The sequence below is a fragment of the Bacillus proteolyticus genome, assembly GCF_001884065.1.
Lineage (GTDB): Bacteria > Bacillota > Bacilli > Bacillales > Bacillaceae_G > Bacillus_A > Bacillus_A proteolyticus.
Window position 1 is genome coordinate 25,182 of the sequence record NZ_MACH01000086.1, and the last position, 17,921, is coordinate 43,102.

Annotated in this window: 16 protein-coding genes and 1 other annotated feature; of the genes, 2 read left to right on the forward strand and 14 right to left on the reverse strand. The window is 37.5% G+C overall.

The window, feature by feature from the left end:
- Nucleotides 1-6: 6 nt before the first annotated feature.
- From mreB to hemA, 14 genes are all read right to left on the reverse strand, one after another.
- Nucleotides 7-1,026: a cell shape-determining protein MreB gene (mreB, locus tag BAQ49_RS13665; protein ID WP_000466738.1), complete on the reverse strand. Its 1,020-nt coding sequence runs from the start codon at nt 1,024-1,026 to the stop codon at nt 7-9.
- Between the two features lie 158 nt (nt 1,027-1,184).
- Nucleotides 1,185-1,862, reverse strand: a complete 678-nt coding sequence (gene radC / locus BAQ49_RS13670; RefSeq protein ID WP_071745765.1) for a DNA repair protein RadC — start codon at nt 1,860-1,862, stop codon at nt 1,185-1,187.
- A 49-nt stretch (nt 1,863-1,911) separates the two neighbouring features.
- Complete coding sequence (locus BAQ49_RS13675) at nt 1,912-2,487, reverse strand: Maf family protein (RefSeq protein ID WP_071745805.1); 576 nt, start codon at nt 2,485-2,487, stop codon at nt 1,912-1,914.
- A gap of 212 nt (nt 2,488-2,699) precedes the next feature.
- Nucleotides 2,700-3,635: a stage II sporulation protein B gene (locus BAQ49_RS13680; protein ID WP_071745766.1), complete on the reverse strand. Its 936-nt coding sequence runs from the start codon at nt 3,633-3,635 to the stop codon at nt 2,700-2,702.
- 164 nt (nt 3,636-3,799) lie between these two features.
- Complete coding sequence (locus BAQ49_RS13685; RefSeq protein WP_071745767.1) at nt 3,800-5,101, reverse strand: bifunctional folylpolyglutamate synthase/dihydrofolate synthase; 1,302 nt, start codon at nt 5,099-5,101, stop codon at nt 3,800-3,802.
- A 94-nt stretch (nt 5,102-5,195) separates the two neighbouring features.
- Complete coding sequence (locus tag BAQ49_RS13690) at nt 5,196-7,841, reverse strand: valine--tRNA ligase (protein ID WP_071745768.1); 2,646 nt, start codon at nt 7,839-7,841, stop codon at nt 5,196-5,198.
- A 38-nt stretch (nt 7,842-7,879) separates the two neighbouring features.
- Nucleotides 7,880-8,111, reverse strand: a binding site (T-box leader).
- Nucleotides 8,112-8,245: 134 nt separating this feature from the next.
- Nucleotides 8,246-9,271 (reverse strand): spore coat protein YsxE, encoded by a 1,026-nt coding sequence (gene ysxE, locus BAQ49_RS13695; RefSeq protein ID WP_071745769.1) that lies wholly within the window; start codon nt 9,269-9,271, stop codon nt 8,246-8,248.
- A gap of 72 nt (nt 9,272-9,343) precedes the next feature.
- Nucleotides 9,344-10,357 carry a stage VI sporulation protein D gene (gene spoVID / locus BAQ49_RS13700; RefSeq protein ID WP_071745770.1) on the reverse strand — a complete coding sequence of 338 codons (1,014 nt, stop codon included), beginning with the start codon at nt 10,355-10,357 and terminating at the stop codon, nt 9,344-9,346.
- A gap of 79 nt (nt 10,358-10,436) precedes the next feature.
- Nucleotides 10,437-11,726, reverse strand: coding sequence for a glutamate-1-semialdehyde 2,1-aminomutase (hemL, locus tag BAQ49_RS13705; RefSeq protein ID WP_071745771.1), 1,290 nt, complete (start codon nt 11,724-11,726; stop codon nt 10,437-10,439).
- Nucleotides 11,726-12,715, reverse strand: coding sequence for a porphobilinogen synthase (gene hemB, locus BAQ49_RS13710; protein ID WP_071745772.1), 990 nt, complete (start codon nt 12,713-12,715; stop codon nt 11,726-11,728). Before hemB ends, hemL begins: the two co-directional genes overlap by 1 nt.
- Nucleotides 12,716-12,735: 20 nt before the next feature.
- Nucleotides 12,736-13,488 carry a uroporphyrinogen-III synthase gene (gene hemD / locus BAQ49_RS13715; RefSeq protein WP_071745773.1) on the reverse strand — a complete coding sequence of 251 codons (753 nt, stop codon included), beginning with the start codon at nt 13,486-13,488 and terminating at the stop codon, nt 12,736-12,738.
- Nucleotides 13,489-13,490: 2 nt separating this feature from the next.
- A complete protein-coding gene (gene hemC, locus BAQ49_RS13720; RefSeq protein WP_071745774.1) occupies nt 13,491-14,420 on the reverse strand; it encodes a hydroxymethylbilane synthase in 930 nt (309 codons plus the stop codon).
- A 15-nt stretch (nt 14,421-14,435) separates the two neighbouring features.
- The gene (locus BAQ49_RS13725) at nt 14,436-15,269 is read right to left on the reverse strand and encodes a cytochrome c biogenesis protein (RefSeq protein WP_000009002.1); all 834 of its coding nucleotides are present in this window, start codon (nt 15,267-15,269) and stop codon (nt 14,436-14,438) included.
- Between the two features lie 17 nt (nt 15,270-15,286).
- Entirely contained in the window at nt 15,287-16,618 is a 1,332-nt protein-coding gene (hemA, locus tag BAQ49_RS13730; protein ID WP_071745775.1) for a glutamyl-tRNA reductase, read from the reverse strand.
- Nucleotides 16,619-17,035: 417 nt separating this feature from the next.
- Here hemA and BAQ49_RS13735 point away from each other — a divergent pair, with 417 nt between their 5' ends.
- Both BAQ49_RS13735 and BAQ49_RS13740 read left to right on the forward strand, forming a co-directional pair.
- Nucleotides 17,036-17,488, forward strand: coding sequence for a MarR family winged helix-turn-helix transcriptional regulator (locus BAQ49_RS13735; RefSeq protein WP_071745776.1), 453 nt, complete (start codon nt 17,036-17,038; stop codon nt 17,486-17,488).
- A 2-nt stretch (nt 17,489-17,490) separates the two neighbouring features.
- The gene (locus BAQ49_RS13740; RefSeq protein ID WP_000359781.1) at nt 17,491-17,907 is read left to right on the forward strand and encodes an organic hydroperoxide resistance protein; all 417 of its coding nucleotides are present in this window, start codon (nt 17,491-17,493) and stop codon (nt 17,905-17,907) included.
- Nucleotides 17,908-17,921 lie beyond the last annotated feature (14 nt).

Below are 17,921 nucleotides of genomic sequence, written 5' to 3' on the forward strand. Positions count from 1 at the left end.
GCAATATTATCGAGCAGCAGTTTTGAAAAGGTCGATATTGTCTAATGCTTTACCCGTTCCAATCGCTACGCAATCTAATGGGTTTTCTGCAACAAGAACTGGCATATTTGTTTCTTCACTAATAACTTTATCTAAGTTACGTAGTAATGCCCCGCCACCCGTTAATACGATACCACGGTCCATAATATCTGCCGCTAATTCAGGTGGAGTTTTCTCTAATGTATTTTTAACTGATTCTACAATCGCATCTACTGTATCTTTTAATGCATCTGCAATTTCTTCTGGTTGAATTAATACTGTTTTTGGTAAACCACTTACTAAATCACGACCGCGAATTTCCATAGGTTCAATACCTTCTGGCTCGCCTGCAGAACCGATTTCTAATTTTAATGCTTCAGCTGTTCTTTCACCAATCATTAAGTTGTAGCTTTTCTTAATGTACTGAATGATTGAATCATCCATATCATCACCAGCAACACGAACTGATTGACTTGTTACAATACCACCTAAAGAAATAATTGCAACTTCTGTTGTACCACCACCGATATCAACAACCATACTACCAGTTGGTTCCCAAACAGGTAGGTTCGCACCAATTGCTGCTGCAAATGGCTCTTCAATTGGATATGCATCACGAGCACCAGCTTGACGAGTTGCATCGATTACTGCACGTCTTTCTACAGCTGTAATACCAGATGGTACACATACCATTACGTATGGCTTACGTGAGAAGAATCCATTTGATTTTTGAGCTTGTTGAATGTAATATTTCATCATTGTTGCTGTTGTTTCGTAATCAGCAATTACACCGTCTTTCATAGGGCGAAGTGCCACTACGTTTCCTGGTGTACGACCAATCATTTGTTTTGCATCGCTACCTACTGCAACGATTTGTTTCGTATCAGTTTGTAATGCTACTACTGAAGGCTCACGTAAAACTACACCTTTTCCTTTTACATATACAAGCGTGTTCGCAGTTCCTAAATCTATTCCAAGATCGCGAGTAAAGCCACCAAATCCAAACATATTATTTATCTTCCTTTCTTGTTTTCACGGACTCATTTTCTCTTACTTTATATGATAAAAACAGTACGTTTTTTTATATCTGTATCCTTTTTGTAGATAATTTTCTACAAAAAACTCATAAATCACATTATAAAACAAAATAAGTAAAAAGCATAGTCTTAAATATGACCTTTTTCCTTTAAACTCACGAATTTATGGTCACCTATTATAATATGATCGAGCACTTCAATTCCGATAATCTGGCCGCATTCTACTAAACGTTTTGTTACTTCAATATCTTCTCGGCTCGGCGTAGGATCTCCTGAGGGATGGTTATGAAGACATATTATAGAGGCTGCTGCACGACGGAATGCTTCTTTAAAAACTTCCCTCGGATGCACAATCGACGTATTTAAACTTCCAATAAAAATCGTTTGCCTATGTATAACTTGATTTTTTGTATTCAAATATAAACACACAAAATGCTCCTGCTGTAAAAAACGCATCTCTTCCATCATATAACTCGCACAATCTTCCGGGCTTCGAATGCTATATCTATTCCGATATTCTAAACGAACCATTCTTCTCCCTAATTCAAAAGCAGCCATAAGTTGCGACGCTTTTGCGATTCCAACACCATGAATGCTTATTAGCTCTTCTAATGTTGCGTCTTTCAACATTCGTAAACCATCAAAATGGTGTAAAATTTTATCTGATAACGTTAAAACTGTATCTTCTTTAGAACCTGTTCTGAGTAATACTGCAAGAAGCTCTCGATTCGATAAACTTCCAGCTCCTTCTAACAATAAACGCTCCCGTGGCTGTTCCTCTTTCACAACATCACGAATACCGTTCATTTCTTCACCTCTTTTTTATTAGTTCTCTCAAAGAAAACCCCATGCAATTTTACGCATGGGTTACATCGCTATCAAACTGTTTTAATTCACGAACAAGACGTGCAATTGGCAAGCCTACCACACTATAATAATCCCCTTGAATGTGCTGAACAAAAATAGATCCTTTCCCTTGGATCCCATAACTTCCTGCTTTATCAAGTGGTTCCTTCGATGCAACGTATGCGTCAATTTCATCTTCTGTTAATTCCCAAAACGTCACTTCTGTACGCTCATAAAAAGTTACCGTTTTCTCTTTTAATATAATCGCAACACCAGTATATACTTCATGTGTTTTCCCTGATAATAATTGTAACATTTCTTTCGCCTCAGCCCCATTAGACGGCTTTCCAAGAATACGTGACTCATATGTAACAATTGTATCTGCACCTAATACAATATCATCACTATAATTTTCTGCTACGGCAGATGCTTTTTGTAAAGCAAGCGACATAACAATATCAGAAGGTGATGAATATGCACCAATCGTCTCATCTACTTCACTAACAACAACTTCAAATGGCACATCAGCTAATTCAAGCAGTTCCTTCCTCCGAGGTGATCCTGAAGCTAAAATAATTTTTTTCATGTTTTCTCCTTCCTTTCTCATATGAAGCAGAACAATTCCTATCAATCGTATCAAAGGAATAGTTTTCCCACAAATTAGAGAAATATCATTTTCTCTAATTAAAATAATAATTTTTTTAATACGATTATACTCTGCCCACAAAGAAAGCACTTTGTTCTAAATTCAAAAGAAAAGAAAGAAGTATAAATACTTCTTTCTCCTTCATCTTATTATCATTTCACTTTTTGTGAAACTATTTTTTCATATGAAAGTAAGCCATCAATAATAACTTGATTTAATTTAGCTACAGATTCCTTATCACTCTTCCCTTCCTTAATTGTTTGCACGGCTACTGACGTGTACGTATAAAGCTTCTTCGCATCTTCACGCTTCATACTTTTCCCTTCTTTTTCAATCGCTTTCCACTCTTTTGTGATTGCTTCTATATCTTTTGGGTTACTCTTTCCACTAGTTTGCACACCGAAAACGTATTTTTCAAAATGAGTATACAATGGCTGTATTTTCGCTAAAAACCCACCCACTTCTTTATCATTTTTGAGTAATGCTTTATCTGTAATATCCCAATTTTTTTTCAAAACTGAAACACCATCTTGCTTATACTGGCCTATTAATTGATTCACAGCTTGTTCATCACTTGCAACACCAACAACTAACGCATACTTATCACCACTCGGTTTCAAAGCAGCCACGCCTCCATTACTTTTCCACTCTTCAATAGCTGCCTGTCCCTTTTCTTCAGAGGAGTATAGCCCTCCTTGAACGAAAAATAGTTTCATTGGTTCTAATGCAGCTCCTACCTGCGCTTTTTGTTCTACCGTTCCGTCCACCTTTTGTTCCTCATTACCTGTCTGCTTCGAAGCCGTTACCGTACCTTCCCCTGTTGTCCCTTGTCCAGTTAATAAATGAATTATCCCCATCCCAAATACAGTACCGATAATAATTGCAGTTGCAACGATTGCGATTATTGTTGTACTCCATTTCTTTCGGTATTGTGCCATAGACGATGTCTTTTCTTTTTTAAAAGGTACAACGTTTTGCGGTCTTTCACTTTCGACTACCATCCATTCAAACTCATCTTTCTTCTTTTCTTCATACTTCGCTTCTGTTCCATTTACTTTCACCGAGATCGTTCGTGATTGCTTGTCCATACACTCACACCTCACCTCTTATCGTTGTCCGCATCATATCATATTCATTTCACAAAAAAACGAGATATTTGTCAGAGGAATTCGCCAAATTATCCTATATAATTATCTTATATGTATGCATTTGACTTCATTTGTAGAACAAAAAACTAGATAGCAAATACTATCTAGTTTTTTTCGCAAATATATTTTCGAACTTCGGAAATGAAATATAGAGAACCTGTTATGATGAAAACATCATTTTCTCCTATCATTTCAATCTTCGTATCAATTGCCTCTTTCCAATCTTCAAAAGTTAATTTTGATTCTTTTTGTGAATACGATGCAAGTTTGTCAGCAGAAATAGCACGATCAAAGGCGAATGTTGTAAAAATAATTTCATCGGCAATGGCTTCTAATTGCCCTACCATGTTATGTAACTGCTTGTCACCAAGAGCAGTAAATAAAACTACTACATTTTTATCTTTGTAATGTGCCTCTACTGTTTTCACAAGGCTTTCAATACCCTCTGGATTATGAGCACCATCTATAATAATATCCGGGTTACTTTGTAGCTTTTCAAATCGGCCAATCCAGTACGCTTCCTGTAATCCAACTTTCATTTCCTCTTCATTAATTAAAAATGATAAATATGTTTTTAAATACATTACGGCCATAAGCGCTACTGTAGCATTGCCTACTTGATGAATACCTTTCATCGAAATCCGAACATCTTCAAATGAGGCGAATGGACAAGCAAAATCAAAATGTTCTCCATCTTCATTAGAATGTTTATGTAGTGATGTAAACTGTTTGCCAAGTTCATATACGTTTGCATGATTTTCCTTCGCAACCTTTTGAATGACTTGCAATGCTTCTTCATCTTGTACACCAGTAATTACTGGAACACCTGATTTAATAATCCCTGCCTTTTCATATGCAATTTCTCCTAGTGTATTCCCTAAAATATGCATATGATCGTGACCGATATTCGTAATAATAGTGAGAACAGGATGAATAACGTTTGTAGAATCAAACCTTCCCCCAAGCCCTGTTTCAAATAAAACAACATCACAGAAATTAACTTTACCGAAATAGCAAATTGCCATAACAGTAATAATTTCAAACTCGGTCGCTTCTCCTAAATCCGTCTCGTCTAGTTTTTCAACGACCGGCTTTACCATATTTACAAGTTCCGCAATCTCTTCATCTGCAATTGGTGTTCCGTTCACACTAATACGTTCATTGAATGTTTCGATATAAGGAGAGGTAAATGTTCCTACTTTATATTTCGCGCCCTCTAACATGTTGCGCATGTATGTTAAAGTTGAACCTTTTCCATTTGTACCCGCAAGATGAACACATTTTATATGACGCTCTGGATTTCCGAGCTCTTCTAACATCCATTGCATTCTTTCTAATCCTGGTTTTATCCCAAATTTCAATCGGCTATGAATCCATCCTATCGCTTCTTCGTATGTATGTATCACGTATGTTATTCCCCTTTCAAAAGACAACCTTCATACCTCTATTATACGCAAAGAAAAGAGACTCACCAATATAGTGAGTCTCTGAAAAAATATTTTATTTCTCAAGATCCGCTAGACGTTGACGAACCGCTTCACGTTTTTCTAGGTAATCTTGCTCTTTCGCACGCTCTCCGTCAATAACTGCTGCAGGAGCTTTCGCTACGAAACCTTGGTTTGAAAGTTTCTTCTGTACTCGTTCTACTTCTTTATCGAACTTCTCAAGTTCTTTTTCAAGACGAGCTTTTTCCTCATCAAGATTGATAAGATCAGCTAACGGTAAGAATAACTCTGCACCTGATACGATTGCAGTCATCGCTTTTTCTGGCGCTTGTAGATCTGTTTTAATTGTTAATTCACTTGGGTTACAGAAACGCTCAATGTAAGAGCTGTTTTTCGTAAGTTGAGCTAGTACTGCCTCATCTTTGGCTTTAATTTGCATTTGAACTTTTTTGCTCATTGGCGTATTTACTTCTGCACGGATGTTACGAACAGAGCGAATGATATCAACTAGAAGGTGCATTTCTGCTGCCGCTTCTTTATCTTGTAAATCTTCGCGAACTGTTGGCCATGCTGCTACTGTAATAGACTCGCCTTCATGCGGTAAATGCTGCCAAATTTTCTCTGTTACGAATGGCATGAACGGGTGTAATAGACGCATTGTTTGGTCTAATACGTAAGCTAAAATAGAACGAGTTGTTTTCTTAGCTGTCTCATCTTCACCGTATAGTGGCAGTTTCGCCATCTCAATGTACCAGTCACAGAAATCATCCCAAATGAAGTTGTATAATGAACGACCAGCTTCACCGAACTCATATTTATCCATGTTACGTGTTACACTTTCGATTGTTTCGTTTAAGCGAGTTAAAATCCACTTATCTGCAACTGATTTTTCACCAGTTAAATCGATTTCTTCATACTTCATGTCATCCATGTTCATTAATACGAAACGTGATGCGTTCCAAATTTTATTAATGAAGTTCCAAGTAGATTCTACTTTCTCCATGCTGAAGCGTAAATCTTGGCCTGGTGCACTTCCTGTTGATAAGAAGTAACGCATTGCATCTGCACCGTATTTCTCGATAACATCCATAGGATCAATACCGTTACCAAGAGATTTACTCATTTTACGTCCTTGCTCATCGCGAACTAAACCGTGAATTAATACATCTTTAAATGGACGCTCTCCTGTAAACTCTAAACCTTGGAAAATCATACGAGATACCCAGAAGAAGATGATGTCATAACCAGTTACTAGTGCATCTGTTGAATAGAACTTTTTAAAGTCTGCTGCCTCTTCATTTGGCCAGCCAAGTGTTGAGAATGGCCATAACGCTGAGCTAAACCATGTATCAAGTACGTCATTATCTTGATTCCAGTTTTCAATATCCGTTGGTGCTTCTGTACCTACGTATATTTCACCAGTTTCTTTATGATACCAAGCTGGAATGCGATGTCCCCACCATAATTGACGAGAAATACACCAGTCATGAATGTTTTCCATCCAGCGTAAGTATGTGTTTTCAAAACGCTCTGGTACGAACGTTACTTTTTCTTCTTCTTTTTGTTGAAGTTCTACCGCTTTTTCTGCAAGTGGAGCCATTTTTACGAACCATTGTGTTGATAAGTAAGGCTCAACAACTGCACCGCTACGCTCACTATGACCTACTGAGTGCATATGAGGCTCGATTTCTACTAATACGCCAGCTTCTTGTAAGTCTTTCACTAACTCTTTACGACATTCGAAACGATCCATACCGTTATACTTGCCAGCTTTTTCGTTCATCGTTCCATTTTCGTTCATTACTAAAATACGTGGTAAGTCATGACGGTTACCTACTTCAAAGTCATTCGGGTCATGAGCTGGTGTAATTTTCACAACGCCTGTTCCGAAGTCTTTTTCTACGTATTCATCAGCAATAATCGGAATCTCACGGCCTACGATTGGAAGTGTAACTGTTTTTCCGATTAAATGTTTGTAGCGATCATCTTCTGGATGAACTGCTACCGCTGTATCTCCAAGCATCGTTTCTGGACGAGTAGTTGCAAGACGAATGTGACCAGAACCATCTGTTAACGGATAATTCATATGGTAGAATGCACCTTGAACTTCTTTATGAATTACTTCAATATCAGAAAGAGCTGTGCGTGTTGCTGGATCCCAGTTGATAATATACTCACCGCGGTAAATTAAACCTTTTTCATATAATTGAACAAATACTTTATTAACAGCGTTAGATAAACCTTCGTCTAATGTGAAACGTTCACGAGAATAGTCTAGTCCTAAACCAACTTTTCCCCATTGTTGACGAATGTGAGAAGCGTATTCTTCTTTCCATTCCCAAGCTTTTTCAAGGAATTTCTCACGGCCAAGATCGTAACGTGAAATACCTTCTTCACGAAGTTTCCCTTCTACTTTCGCTTGCGTTGCGATACCAGCATGGTCCATTCCTGGAAGCCACAGTACATCGTAACCTTGCATACGTTTCGTACGAGTTAAAATATCTTGAAGAGTTGTATCCCAAGCATGACCTAAGTGTAACTTACCAGTTACGTTCGGAGGTGGAATTACAATTGTATACGGTTGTTTCTTCTCGTCTCCTGTTGCTTCGAAATATTTGCCTTCAAGCCACCATTGATAAAGGCCTTCTTCAACGGACATATGATCATATTTAGTTGGTAAATTCTTTTCCGTGTTTGACATTATTTTCCCTCCTTAAAATAAAAAATGCCCCTCATCCAAAAAAGGACGAGGGACATCGCGGTACCACCTTTATTTACAAACAAATTCAGAATTTGCTTATACTCTTAATTTGATAACGGACAAATCCGTCTTTTCCTAATGAGAACTATTCCGTTCAGAAAAGATGCTCCAGGGCTACCTTCTAACATAACTATCTAGAGAATCTCCCAGCTAATGATTCTCCTCTCTGAAGACGTTTCATGTTATACTCTTCCCCTTCAATGCATTTATATGATTGTTAATTATTATATACAATAGTGTAAAAAACGAAACCTTATTCGTCAAGATAAATTTGAAACTACGGCTTTTATCTCTTTATGGAACTAATAAAAAAAGATAAGCAGGGTTCTCCCTACTTATCTTTTTCATCCGTTCCCTTGCTGGGCAGCTTGTAATTGCGAAAGGAAATATTCTGTATTGCTAACGAGCCAATGCGATTGCTGCAGACTTTTCACCCCGCGGAGCTCATTTTCTTCATTACGACTCTTTCTTCTTTTCGTATACGACTGAATTTGCCGAATAAAATGCGACGGATACGTCATATATGCAAACATAAGAAGCTGCTCCTCTTTCGAAAACGGGAAATTTTTTTGATACATTTGATACCATTCAAAGCGGTCACTCCGTGCAATTGGATATGTGTTTAAAGACCGCGAATAAAAACCTACTATATCTTGCACAGGCGTTGCAAACTGCGATTTTTCTAAACTAATAAAATAGCCGTTTCGCTCATAATCAAATAAAAAATGATTAAGCGAGACATTCCCATGAACGAAAGTAGTACGTGTTGTTTCCTTTTCTTTCATCGCATCATGCCATTCATTTAATTGCTTTGTTGCGAACTCGCGAGCTCTCATAACATGGTGATAATACGTACAATATTGTAATTCAAACGGAGACATATACCACTTCGCTTCAGATTCTACAAGAAACTCTTCTAACATCTCACCATCATTTTCCCAACGGTCGGATATATTTGTATAATGTTTTTCTAACTCTTCTTCTGTATACGTCTCCTCTTTCACCGTTTTTTGATGCAACGTTCCGAGCGTCTGAAACATTTTGTGATATTGATCGTTATCCTCACCGTTTCCTTCCGCACGCTCTAACCAAGGCATTAAATAATAACTATATGTCCCATCACTTAAGACATAATTTCCGTCCGTCGCATGATAAATAGGTACATAATTCGAAAAACCTTTCTCTTTCAAATATTGAATGTGATGCAAAAAATTATTCCGCTCTAATTTTCTATCTTGTATTTTCTTTAACGCATACGGACCTTGATTCGTATAAATTTTCATTACACTTCCGTGCTCTTCCATATGCTGCGTATCCAATCTATATTGCCTGACAATGGGTTCATAGCGATTTCGTAATTCAATATCCATACGAATGACCCTTTCTTGTTCAAAACATAACTTCTAGGAAAAGAAAAGAGGTGAGTGAAAAAACTCACTCACTTATTTCACTTTTGCTTTTGAAACGGGAATATATATAATTTGCCCTGTAGTCAAATATATATCTTCCGATTGATTTACACGGTATAAGTTTTGTACAGACGTTTCATAACGATCTGCAACAGATTCGATCGTATCCCCTTCTTGCACGAAATACATTCTTAACTTTGTAAATTCTTCTTCCGGTTCTTTCGTAAATAATTTCGTTAAATAAAGCGCATTTTCATCTCGCTGTGAGTACGCTTCTTCTTCTTGCTCTTCTTGCTTTTTCGCTTTCTCTTTCTTGAAATCTTTTCGGCCGAACAATTCAAATTGTGGCGTTGTTTCTTTCTCCTCTACACGCTCCACAAATTCATGTTCTTCTATTTCCTCTTCCTCTACTTCCTGCTCTTTTCTTTCCTCTAGTTGAAACGGTTCAAATGCGTAATCTTCCCACTCATCTGATTCCTTATAAGATGGTTCTTCTACATATGGTACGGGTCTATTTTCATCCTCTTGTTCTGAATCATCTTCTAACTCAGCATATGTCGTGTCGTCCTCTTCTTCCTCTTCCTCAATTCTTTCCTCGTCACATAAACCTGTAATAGATATATCCGCTAACAATTGTAAGCAACCATTTTCCTTTAATTCATAATCAAATTCCTCAATTGATACATATAGTTCTTCAATTACTTTCACTCGATTTCTTGGAATTGATATTTCAAGCGGAAAGGAATGGACAAGCTCATTAACCCCGTCTTCCCTTGTTTCTACATAATCAATTGCCTTTGCTGGTGATAGCTCTCTTAATGAATAAGCTGAATCATCTTGCCTTGCAACATACTCTCCCGTTAAATCTAACTGCCCTCTCACGATAACTTCATGATCAAGCTCTTCTATCTCAACGTCTGGATCTAACGAAATTGACAAAAGTTCTTCGACTTCCTGTCCTTTTTGGAACCAAACAGATTCTTTTAATGAAAATCGTAATGAATGATCTAGTGCCACTTCTTTTCCCCCTCCCAAACTATATGTCATTACAGATTTATGTTCCCTAAGGCTACTTTATGAATAAAAAAAATCGCTCCCCTTATGGAGAGCGATTTTCTCTAAGAAATTATGCTTTTAATTTTGACATTGCAATTTCGGCCGCCGCAATTGTCGCCTCAATATCTGCATCACTATGTGCTGTTGATAAGAATAAACCTTCAAATTGAGAAGGTGGTAAAAATACACCTTGTTCTACCATTTCACGATAGTAAGCCGCAAAGAATTGTAAGTTTGAAGATTTTGCTGCATCGTAATTAATAACCTGCTCATCTGTGAAGAAAATACCAATCATAGAACCAGCACGGTTAATACAATGCGGAATGCCATGTTTTTCAGCCGCTTTACGTAAACCAGCTTCTAACATTTCAGCTTTACGCTCAAATTCTACATATGATTCTGGCGTTAATTGTACTAACGTTTCATAACCTGCTGCCATCGCAAGCGGGTTACCTGATAAAGTACCAGCTTGGTAAATCGGCCCGCTTGGTGCAACTTGACGCATAATCTCTGCCTTACCACCGTATGCTCCTACCGGTAAGCCACCACCGATTACTTTACCTAAACAAGTTAAATCAGGTGTTACACCGTAGTAACCTTGTCCACAATTATAAGCAACACGGAATCCTGTCATTACTTCATCAAAAATAAGTAGTGCACCGTTTTGCTCTGTTACTTCACGAAGTCCTTCTAAAAATCCTGGTTGCGGAGGAACAACACCCATATTCCCTGCCACTGGTTCTACAATTATACAAGCGATGTCATCACCGAATTGTTCGAAAGCATATTTTACACTTTCTAAATCGTTGTACGCTACTGTAATCGTATTTTTCGCTACACCTTCTGGTACACCAGGGCTATCTGGTAAACCTAGCGTCGCCACACCAGAGCCTGCTTTAATTAATAACGAATCGCCATGACCATGGTAACAACCAATGAATTTCAAAATTTTGTTACGGCCTGTATAACCACGAGCTAAACGTAGTGCACTCATTGTCGCTTCTGTTCCAGAGTTAACCATACGTACAATCTCAATTGATGGTACGCGCTCAATAACAAGTTTTGCTAATTTATTTTCAATTTCTGTTGGTGCACCGAAGCTTGTACCTCTTTCAGCGACAGCTTTTAAGGCTTCCACAACACGATCGTTTGCATGACCATGAATTAAAGGACCCCACGATAATACGTAATCGATGTATTCATTTCCATCGATATCATATACTTTAGAACCTTTTCCACGCTCCATAAACAACGGATTCATACCGACAGATTTAAAGGCACGAACAGGGCTATTTACGCCACCAGGCATTAAGTCTTGTGCCTCTTCAAACGCCGCAATCGACTTATCAAACTTTTTCATTATTTAGCACCTCCTTCTTGTAACCATCTTGCTGCATCTTTTGCATGATACGTAATAATTAAATCTGCTCCTGCACGTTTCATGCTAATTAATTTTTCAAGTACAACTTCTTTTTCATTAATCCAACCATTTTGCGCCGCCGCTTTAATCATTGAATATTCACCGCTTACGTTATAAGCAACGACTGGTAAATTAAAGTTATTTTTCACATCACGAACGATATCTAAGTAAGAAAGAGCTGGCTTTACAATTAAGAAATCTGCCCCTTCCATTACATCTGATTCTGCTTCACGGAACGCTTCCATACGGTTCGCTGGGTCCATCTGATATGTTTTACGATCACCAAATTGTGGTGCACCGTGCGCCGCATCACGGAATGGTCCGTAAAATGCTGATGAATATTTCACAGCGTACGACATAACTGGCACATGACCAAAACCATTTTCATCTAATGCATGGCGAATTGCTGTTACGAACCCGTCCATCATGTTTGACGGCGCAATAATGTCCGCTCCCGCTTTCGCTTGGCTTACAGCTGTTTTCGCAAGAACTGCAAGAGACTCGTCATTTAAAATAATACCATCTTCAATCACACCGCAATGACCATGGCTTGTGAATTGACATAAACATGTATCTGCAACTACTACTAGCTCAGGAAAATCACCTTTAATTTGCTTAATTGCACGTTGCACAATTCCATGATCACAATATGCTGATGACCCAACTTCATCCTTTTCAGCAGGTAAACCAAATACAATAACAGAACGAATACCTAAGTCAACAACCTCTTGCATTTCAGCTTGCAATAAATCTAAAGACATTTGATATACGCCTGGCATAGAAGGAACTTCATTACGAACATTTTCACCTTCTAATACAAAAATAGGGTAAATAAAATCTTCCGTATGTAAAAACGTTTCACGCACAAGCGCACGCATGTTACCGCTTTGTCTTAAGCGACGATGACGATTAAATTGTAAAGAGTTCATAGATTTCTATCCCCATTCTTTTATTTTATAGATTCACAAATGCATTGTAGTAATGCTTCTACAGTGTACTCTTTTGGCACAATAACATGCGAAAAATAAAGGCTCGCCTCTTTTTCCGTAATAGGCCCTATACAAGCAATTGTACATTTTTTTGTCCATTCTCTCCAGTTTGTACCCTCAAGTAAACGAACAAAACTAGTGACAGTTGAAGGGCTCGTAAATGTAATAATGTCTACTTTCCCTTCTTCTAATGCTACTATAAGCTCTTGCTTTTTCATTACATTTTCTTTCGTACCGTATACGATTAGCTCCTCTAGAGAAACACCCATTTCCCGGAGTTTAACTGGGATAACATCTCTTGCTAAATTCCCTTTCGGAAATAAAATACATTCGTTTCCACTTAGTTTTTTTACAAACTCTTCTGCAAATACTTCTGCAACAAATGCTGTGGGAACAAAATCTACTTGATAGCCTCGCTTTTCTAACTCTAACTTTGTTTTCACGCCTACTGCAGCAATTTTAATCGGTCCGGGGAGCTTCTTTCTCAAACTATCTAGAAAAAAAGCTACACCATTTTTACTCGTAAAAATAACCCAGTCATACGAATGTAGCTGTCCTGCTATATGTTGAATTTCCCTATGAGACATACCTTCCATACGCAAAAGCGGAATTTCCAATGGAATTCCGCTCCTTTCTTTCACTGCTACACTCATTTGTTTCACTTGGTGCTGGGCACGTGTAATCAATACTGTTTTGCCAGCGAGAGCGTTCATATTTATTGTTGCTCCTTATTTGCAGCAAGAATGAGCTCTTTTGCTCCTTGTTTAATTAAACGGTCTGCAGCCTCTAATCCAACTTGCTTCGGATCAGTGCCTACTACTGTCTCTTTCAACAAAACAGAACCGTCCATAGAACCGACAAGCGCTGTTAATTCGATTGCATCATCTTCTTTAAGAGTTGCATATCCAGCGATTGGAACTTGGCATCCACCTTCAAGTTTATGAAGAAATACTCGTTCAGCAGCCACTGTTCTTTCTGTTACTGCATCATTAATATGTGCTAACAACTGAAGTAAATCCTTATCGTCCTCACGACATTCAATCGCTAATGCACCTTGTCCTACAGCTGGTACACATAACGTTTCATCTAAATGTTCTGTAATAACTTCATCGTCCCAGCCCATTCTTTGTAATCCAGCTGTCGCTAAAATAATCGCATCGTAATCTTCTTCTTTTAATTTACGTAAACGTGTATCGATATTTCCGCGAATCCACTTCACTTGTAAATCTGGTCTCGCAGCTAGTAGTTGTGCACTACGTCTCAAACTACTCGTCCCTAAGATTGCACCTTCTGCTAAATCTTTAAACGATTCTCCGCTTTTAGAAATAAAAGCATCACGAGGGTCAACACGCTTTGGTGTACAACCAATCATTAATCCTTCTGGAAGTACGGCCGGCATATCTTTCATACTATGTACAGCCATATCGATTTCTTTCGTAAGTAACGCATGTTCAATTTCTTTAACGAACAAACCTTTTCCGCCTACTTTTGAAAGAGTAACATCTAAAATCACATCACCTTTAGTGACAATTTCTTTCACTTCAAATTCATATGGTAAACCAAGTGCTTTTAACTGATCAATAAACCAGTTTGTTTGTGTTAATGCTAGTTTACTCTTTCGTGAACCTACAATAATTTTGCGCATAATTCTCTCTCCTCATTATAAATACCAAAAGTGGAAATTAGATAAACTACTTAATAGAAAAATGTTAACTAGCATTACGAGAAATGCCCCTACATTCCACAGTACAATTTTCTTACCTTGCAACACATCTGCCGCTCGTAAATACAAGCCCGCACAATATACAAATAGAACAACAAACGAACCGATTACTTTCGTATCATACCAATGGAAATTGTCCAATTTTGTATATCCCCATATGCATCCTAATAAAATTGCTAGTAAGAAGAATGGCACAGAAAATAAATTTAATCCGTAAGACGTAGATTCAAGCTTCGGCAAGTTCCCTAACCTTCTTAATCTCGCATTCCACTTTTTCTTTTTTAATAGGCGATATTGCAGTAAATACATAATAGAAAAAATAAACGATACAGTAAACGTTGCATAAGAAATAATCGCCATTCCGACATGCACGTATACAAGTTCTGAAACCAATTGCTCTGCAAGTACTGGCGACATCTTTCCGAGCGGTGTAAAAATCGAAAAAGCGCTTACGCCAAATGCAACAACATTTGTAAAAAAGACTAGAAAGTCAACGCGCATAAATCGATTGATGACTAACGACATCGTAATCAATAACCAAACATAAAAATAAATCCCTGATAATAAAGTCAAAATGGGATTCGTTTCTGAATCTGTCGCCCTAAGCAACATAAAAATAGACTGCAATACCCATACAATCGAAAGTAACCAAAAAGCAAATCGGTTCGCCTTTCGGTTACTTTGGAAATAATCTATAAAATATAAACTAATGCTACAAGCATATAAAATAATTGCAATATGATAAATAATACTGTTATTTAAAAAACTCATCCGATCATCCTTCCAAATTATAAAGATGGAACGGATGGTGTCCACGCTCTTTTATGTTCTACTTCTTCCGTATTTCCCGCTTCTTCTACTTCTAAATCAAAAATCTTCGCAAATAAAGCTAATTTTTCGTCGGCTCCCTCTTCAACAGCTAGTTCTTTAGCTACTAAAATTGGGTCTTTTAACAATTGATTAATAATACTTTTCGTATGTTTACTAATTACTTTTTTCTCACGATCACTTAGGTTTGGTATTTTCCGCTCAAGACTTTCCATCGTATCACTTTGAATTGCTAGCGCTTTATCACGAAGAGCCGATATTAACGGCACAACACCAAGCGTACTTAACCACGTTTTAAATAAAACCATTTCCTCTTCAATCATAAATTGAATCTTCTCTGCTTCTTTTAAACGTTCAGCACGGTTTGCTTCAACTACACCTTGCAGATCGTCGATATCATATAAGAAAGAGCCTTCTAATTTGTCAATCGCAGGATCAATATCACGTGGCACTGCAATATCAACCATAAATAACGGACGACCAGAGCGCATTCTCTCTACTTTCGTCATCATTTCTTTCGTAATAACATATTCTGATGCACCCGTTGAACTAATTAAAATATCCGCTTCTAATAATGCACATTGCAATTCACTTAAAGGCTTTGCATGTCCCATATATTTCTCAGCCATCACTTCCGCTTTCGTAAGCGTCCTATTCATAACTGTTACTTTACGAGCACCGCTTCCGTATAAGTTCTGCAGTGCAAGTTCACCCATCTTACCCGCACCAAGAATAAGTATATGACAATCTGTTAAATCGCCAAATATTTTCTTTCCGAGCTCAACAGCAGCATAACTAACAGACATCGCACTTCCACCAATTGTTGTTTCTGAGTGCGCACGTTTTGCTAACGTAACCACTTGCTTAAACAATTCATTAAAAATTGTGCCTGTCGCTTTTACTTGTTGCGCTTCTAAAAAGCTATCTTTTATTTGACCTAAAATCTGCGTCTCTCCAACTACCATAGAATCTAAACCGCACGTTACGCGGAATAAATGATCTATTGCACCATCTTGTTCAAAAATAGTTAAATATGGTGCGACCTCTTCTATTTCAAGCTGAAACCAATCAGCTAAAAACTTCTTAATGTAATACCGTCCCGTGTGTAATTGATCGACAACAGCGTAAATCTCAGTGCGATTACAAGTTGATACAATGACGTTTTCTAGCACGCTCTTTTGATTTTGTAATGTAGTCATTGCTTGCTCTAGCTCTGCTGCCTGAAATGTGAGTTTCTCACGAAATTCTACAGGGGCTGTTCGATAATTTACACTAACAACAAGAATATGCACGCAGCATGTCCCCCTTCACCCGTTTTATCACTTTATCTACTATCATAATACAACTTTCCTCTTATGAATCTGACAATCGTGTGAACAACTGATTATTTTTTATTTATTCTCCATATGTAATAAAGGAGCTTCAGTAAAATTAACAAAGAACTCTCTACTTTATAATGATTATAAAATAACAACTCTATTTGTACGTTACCAAAAAAAGTCCTCATAATCAAGTGTTGGAAACTATTCCATATTAATTATAACATCATCTTTTCTATCTTCTTTCATCATGAAGGAAAATATGTATGATTGTTCCAAAATATAGTACTCACTTTCTCAATGCAATGCATTTGACATTGTATTTATTTTTCGTTATATTGATTTCACAAAATTAAATTGTGCACAATTTAAAAATATAAGGAGTTGCTTATGAAAGAAAATCCTTTACATCTAGATAACCAACTTTGTTTTTCTATTTACGCTTGTTCTAAAGAGGTTACCCGTTTTTATCGGCCCTATTTAGAAGAAATGGGCATTACGTATCCCCAGTACATTACGTTACTCGTACTATGGGAGCAAGATGGACTAACAGTGAAAGAAATTGGCGAACGCCTATTTTTAGATTCTGGTACGTTAACACCTATGTTAAAACGAATGGAATCATTAAAACTTGTAAAACGTGTTCGCTCAAAAGAAGACGAGCGAAAAGTTTGTATTGAATTAACAGAACAAGGTAAAGATTTAAAAGAAAAGGCTTGCTCATTACCGACAACGATGGCTACAAATTTAGGAATTACAGAGCGAGAATATCGTTCTTTATTAATTCAATTAAATACACTAATTGAAACAATGAAAACCATTAATGATAGAAAAGGGGAATAAACATGGATAAATTATATACTGCTTCAGTAACAGCAACAGGTGGAAGAAACGGGAAAGTAGTTTCAGATGATGGCATATTAAACCTTGATGTAAAAATGCCGAAAGCACTAGGTGGTGCAGGCGGAGAGGCAACAAATCCAGAACAACTATTTGCTGCTGGTTATGCCGCTTGCTTTGATAGTGCATTACAACTTGTCATTCGTACAAAACGTGTGAAAGTGGAAAGTACAGAAGTAACTGCTCACGTTTCTATCGGAAAAGATACAGATGGTGGTTTCGGTCTATCTGCTGTACTTGATGTACATGTCGCCGGCGTTTCACATAGCGAAGCACAAGAACTTGTAGAAGCTGCTCACGGGGTGTGTCCGTACTCTAAAGCAACACGAGGGAATATTGAAGTAACATTAAACGTACGCTAAAAGTGTATAAAGAA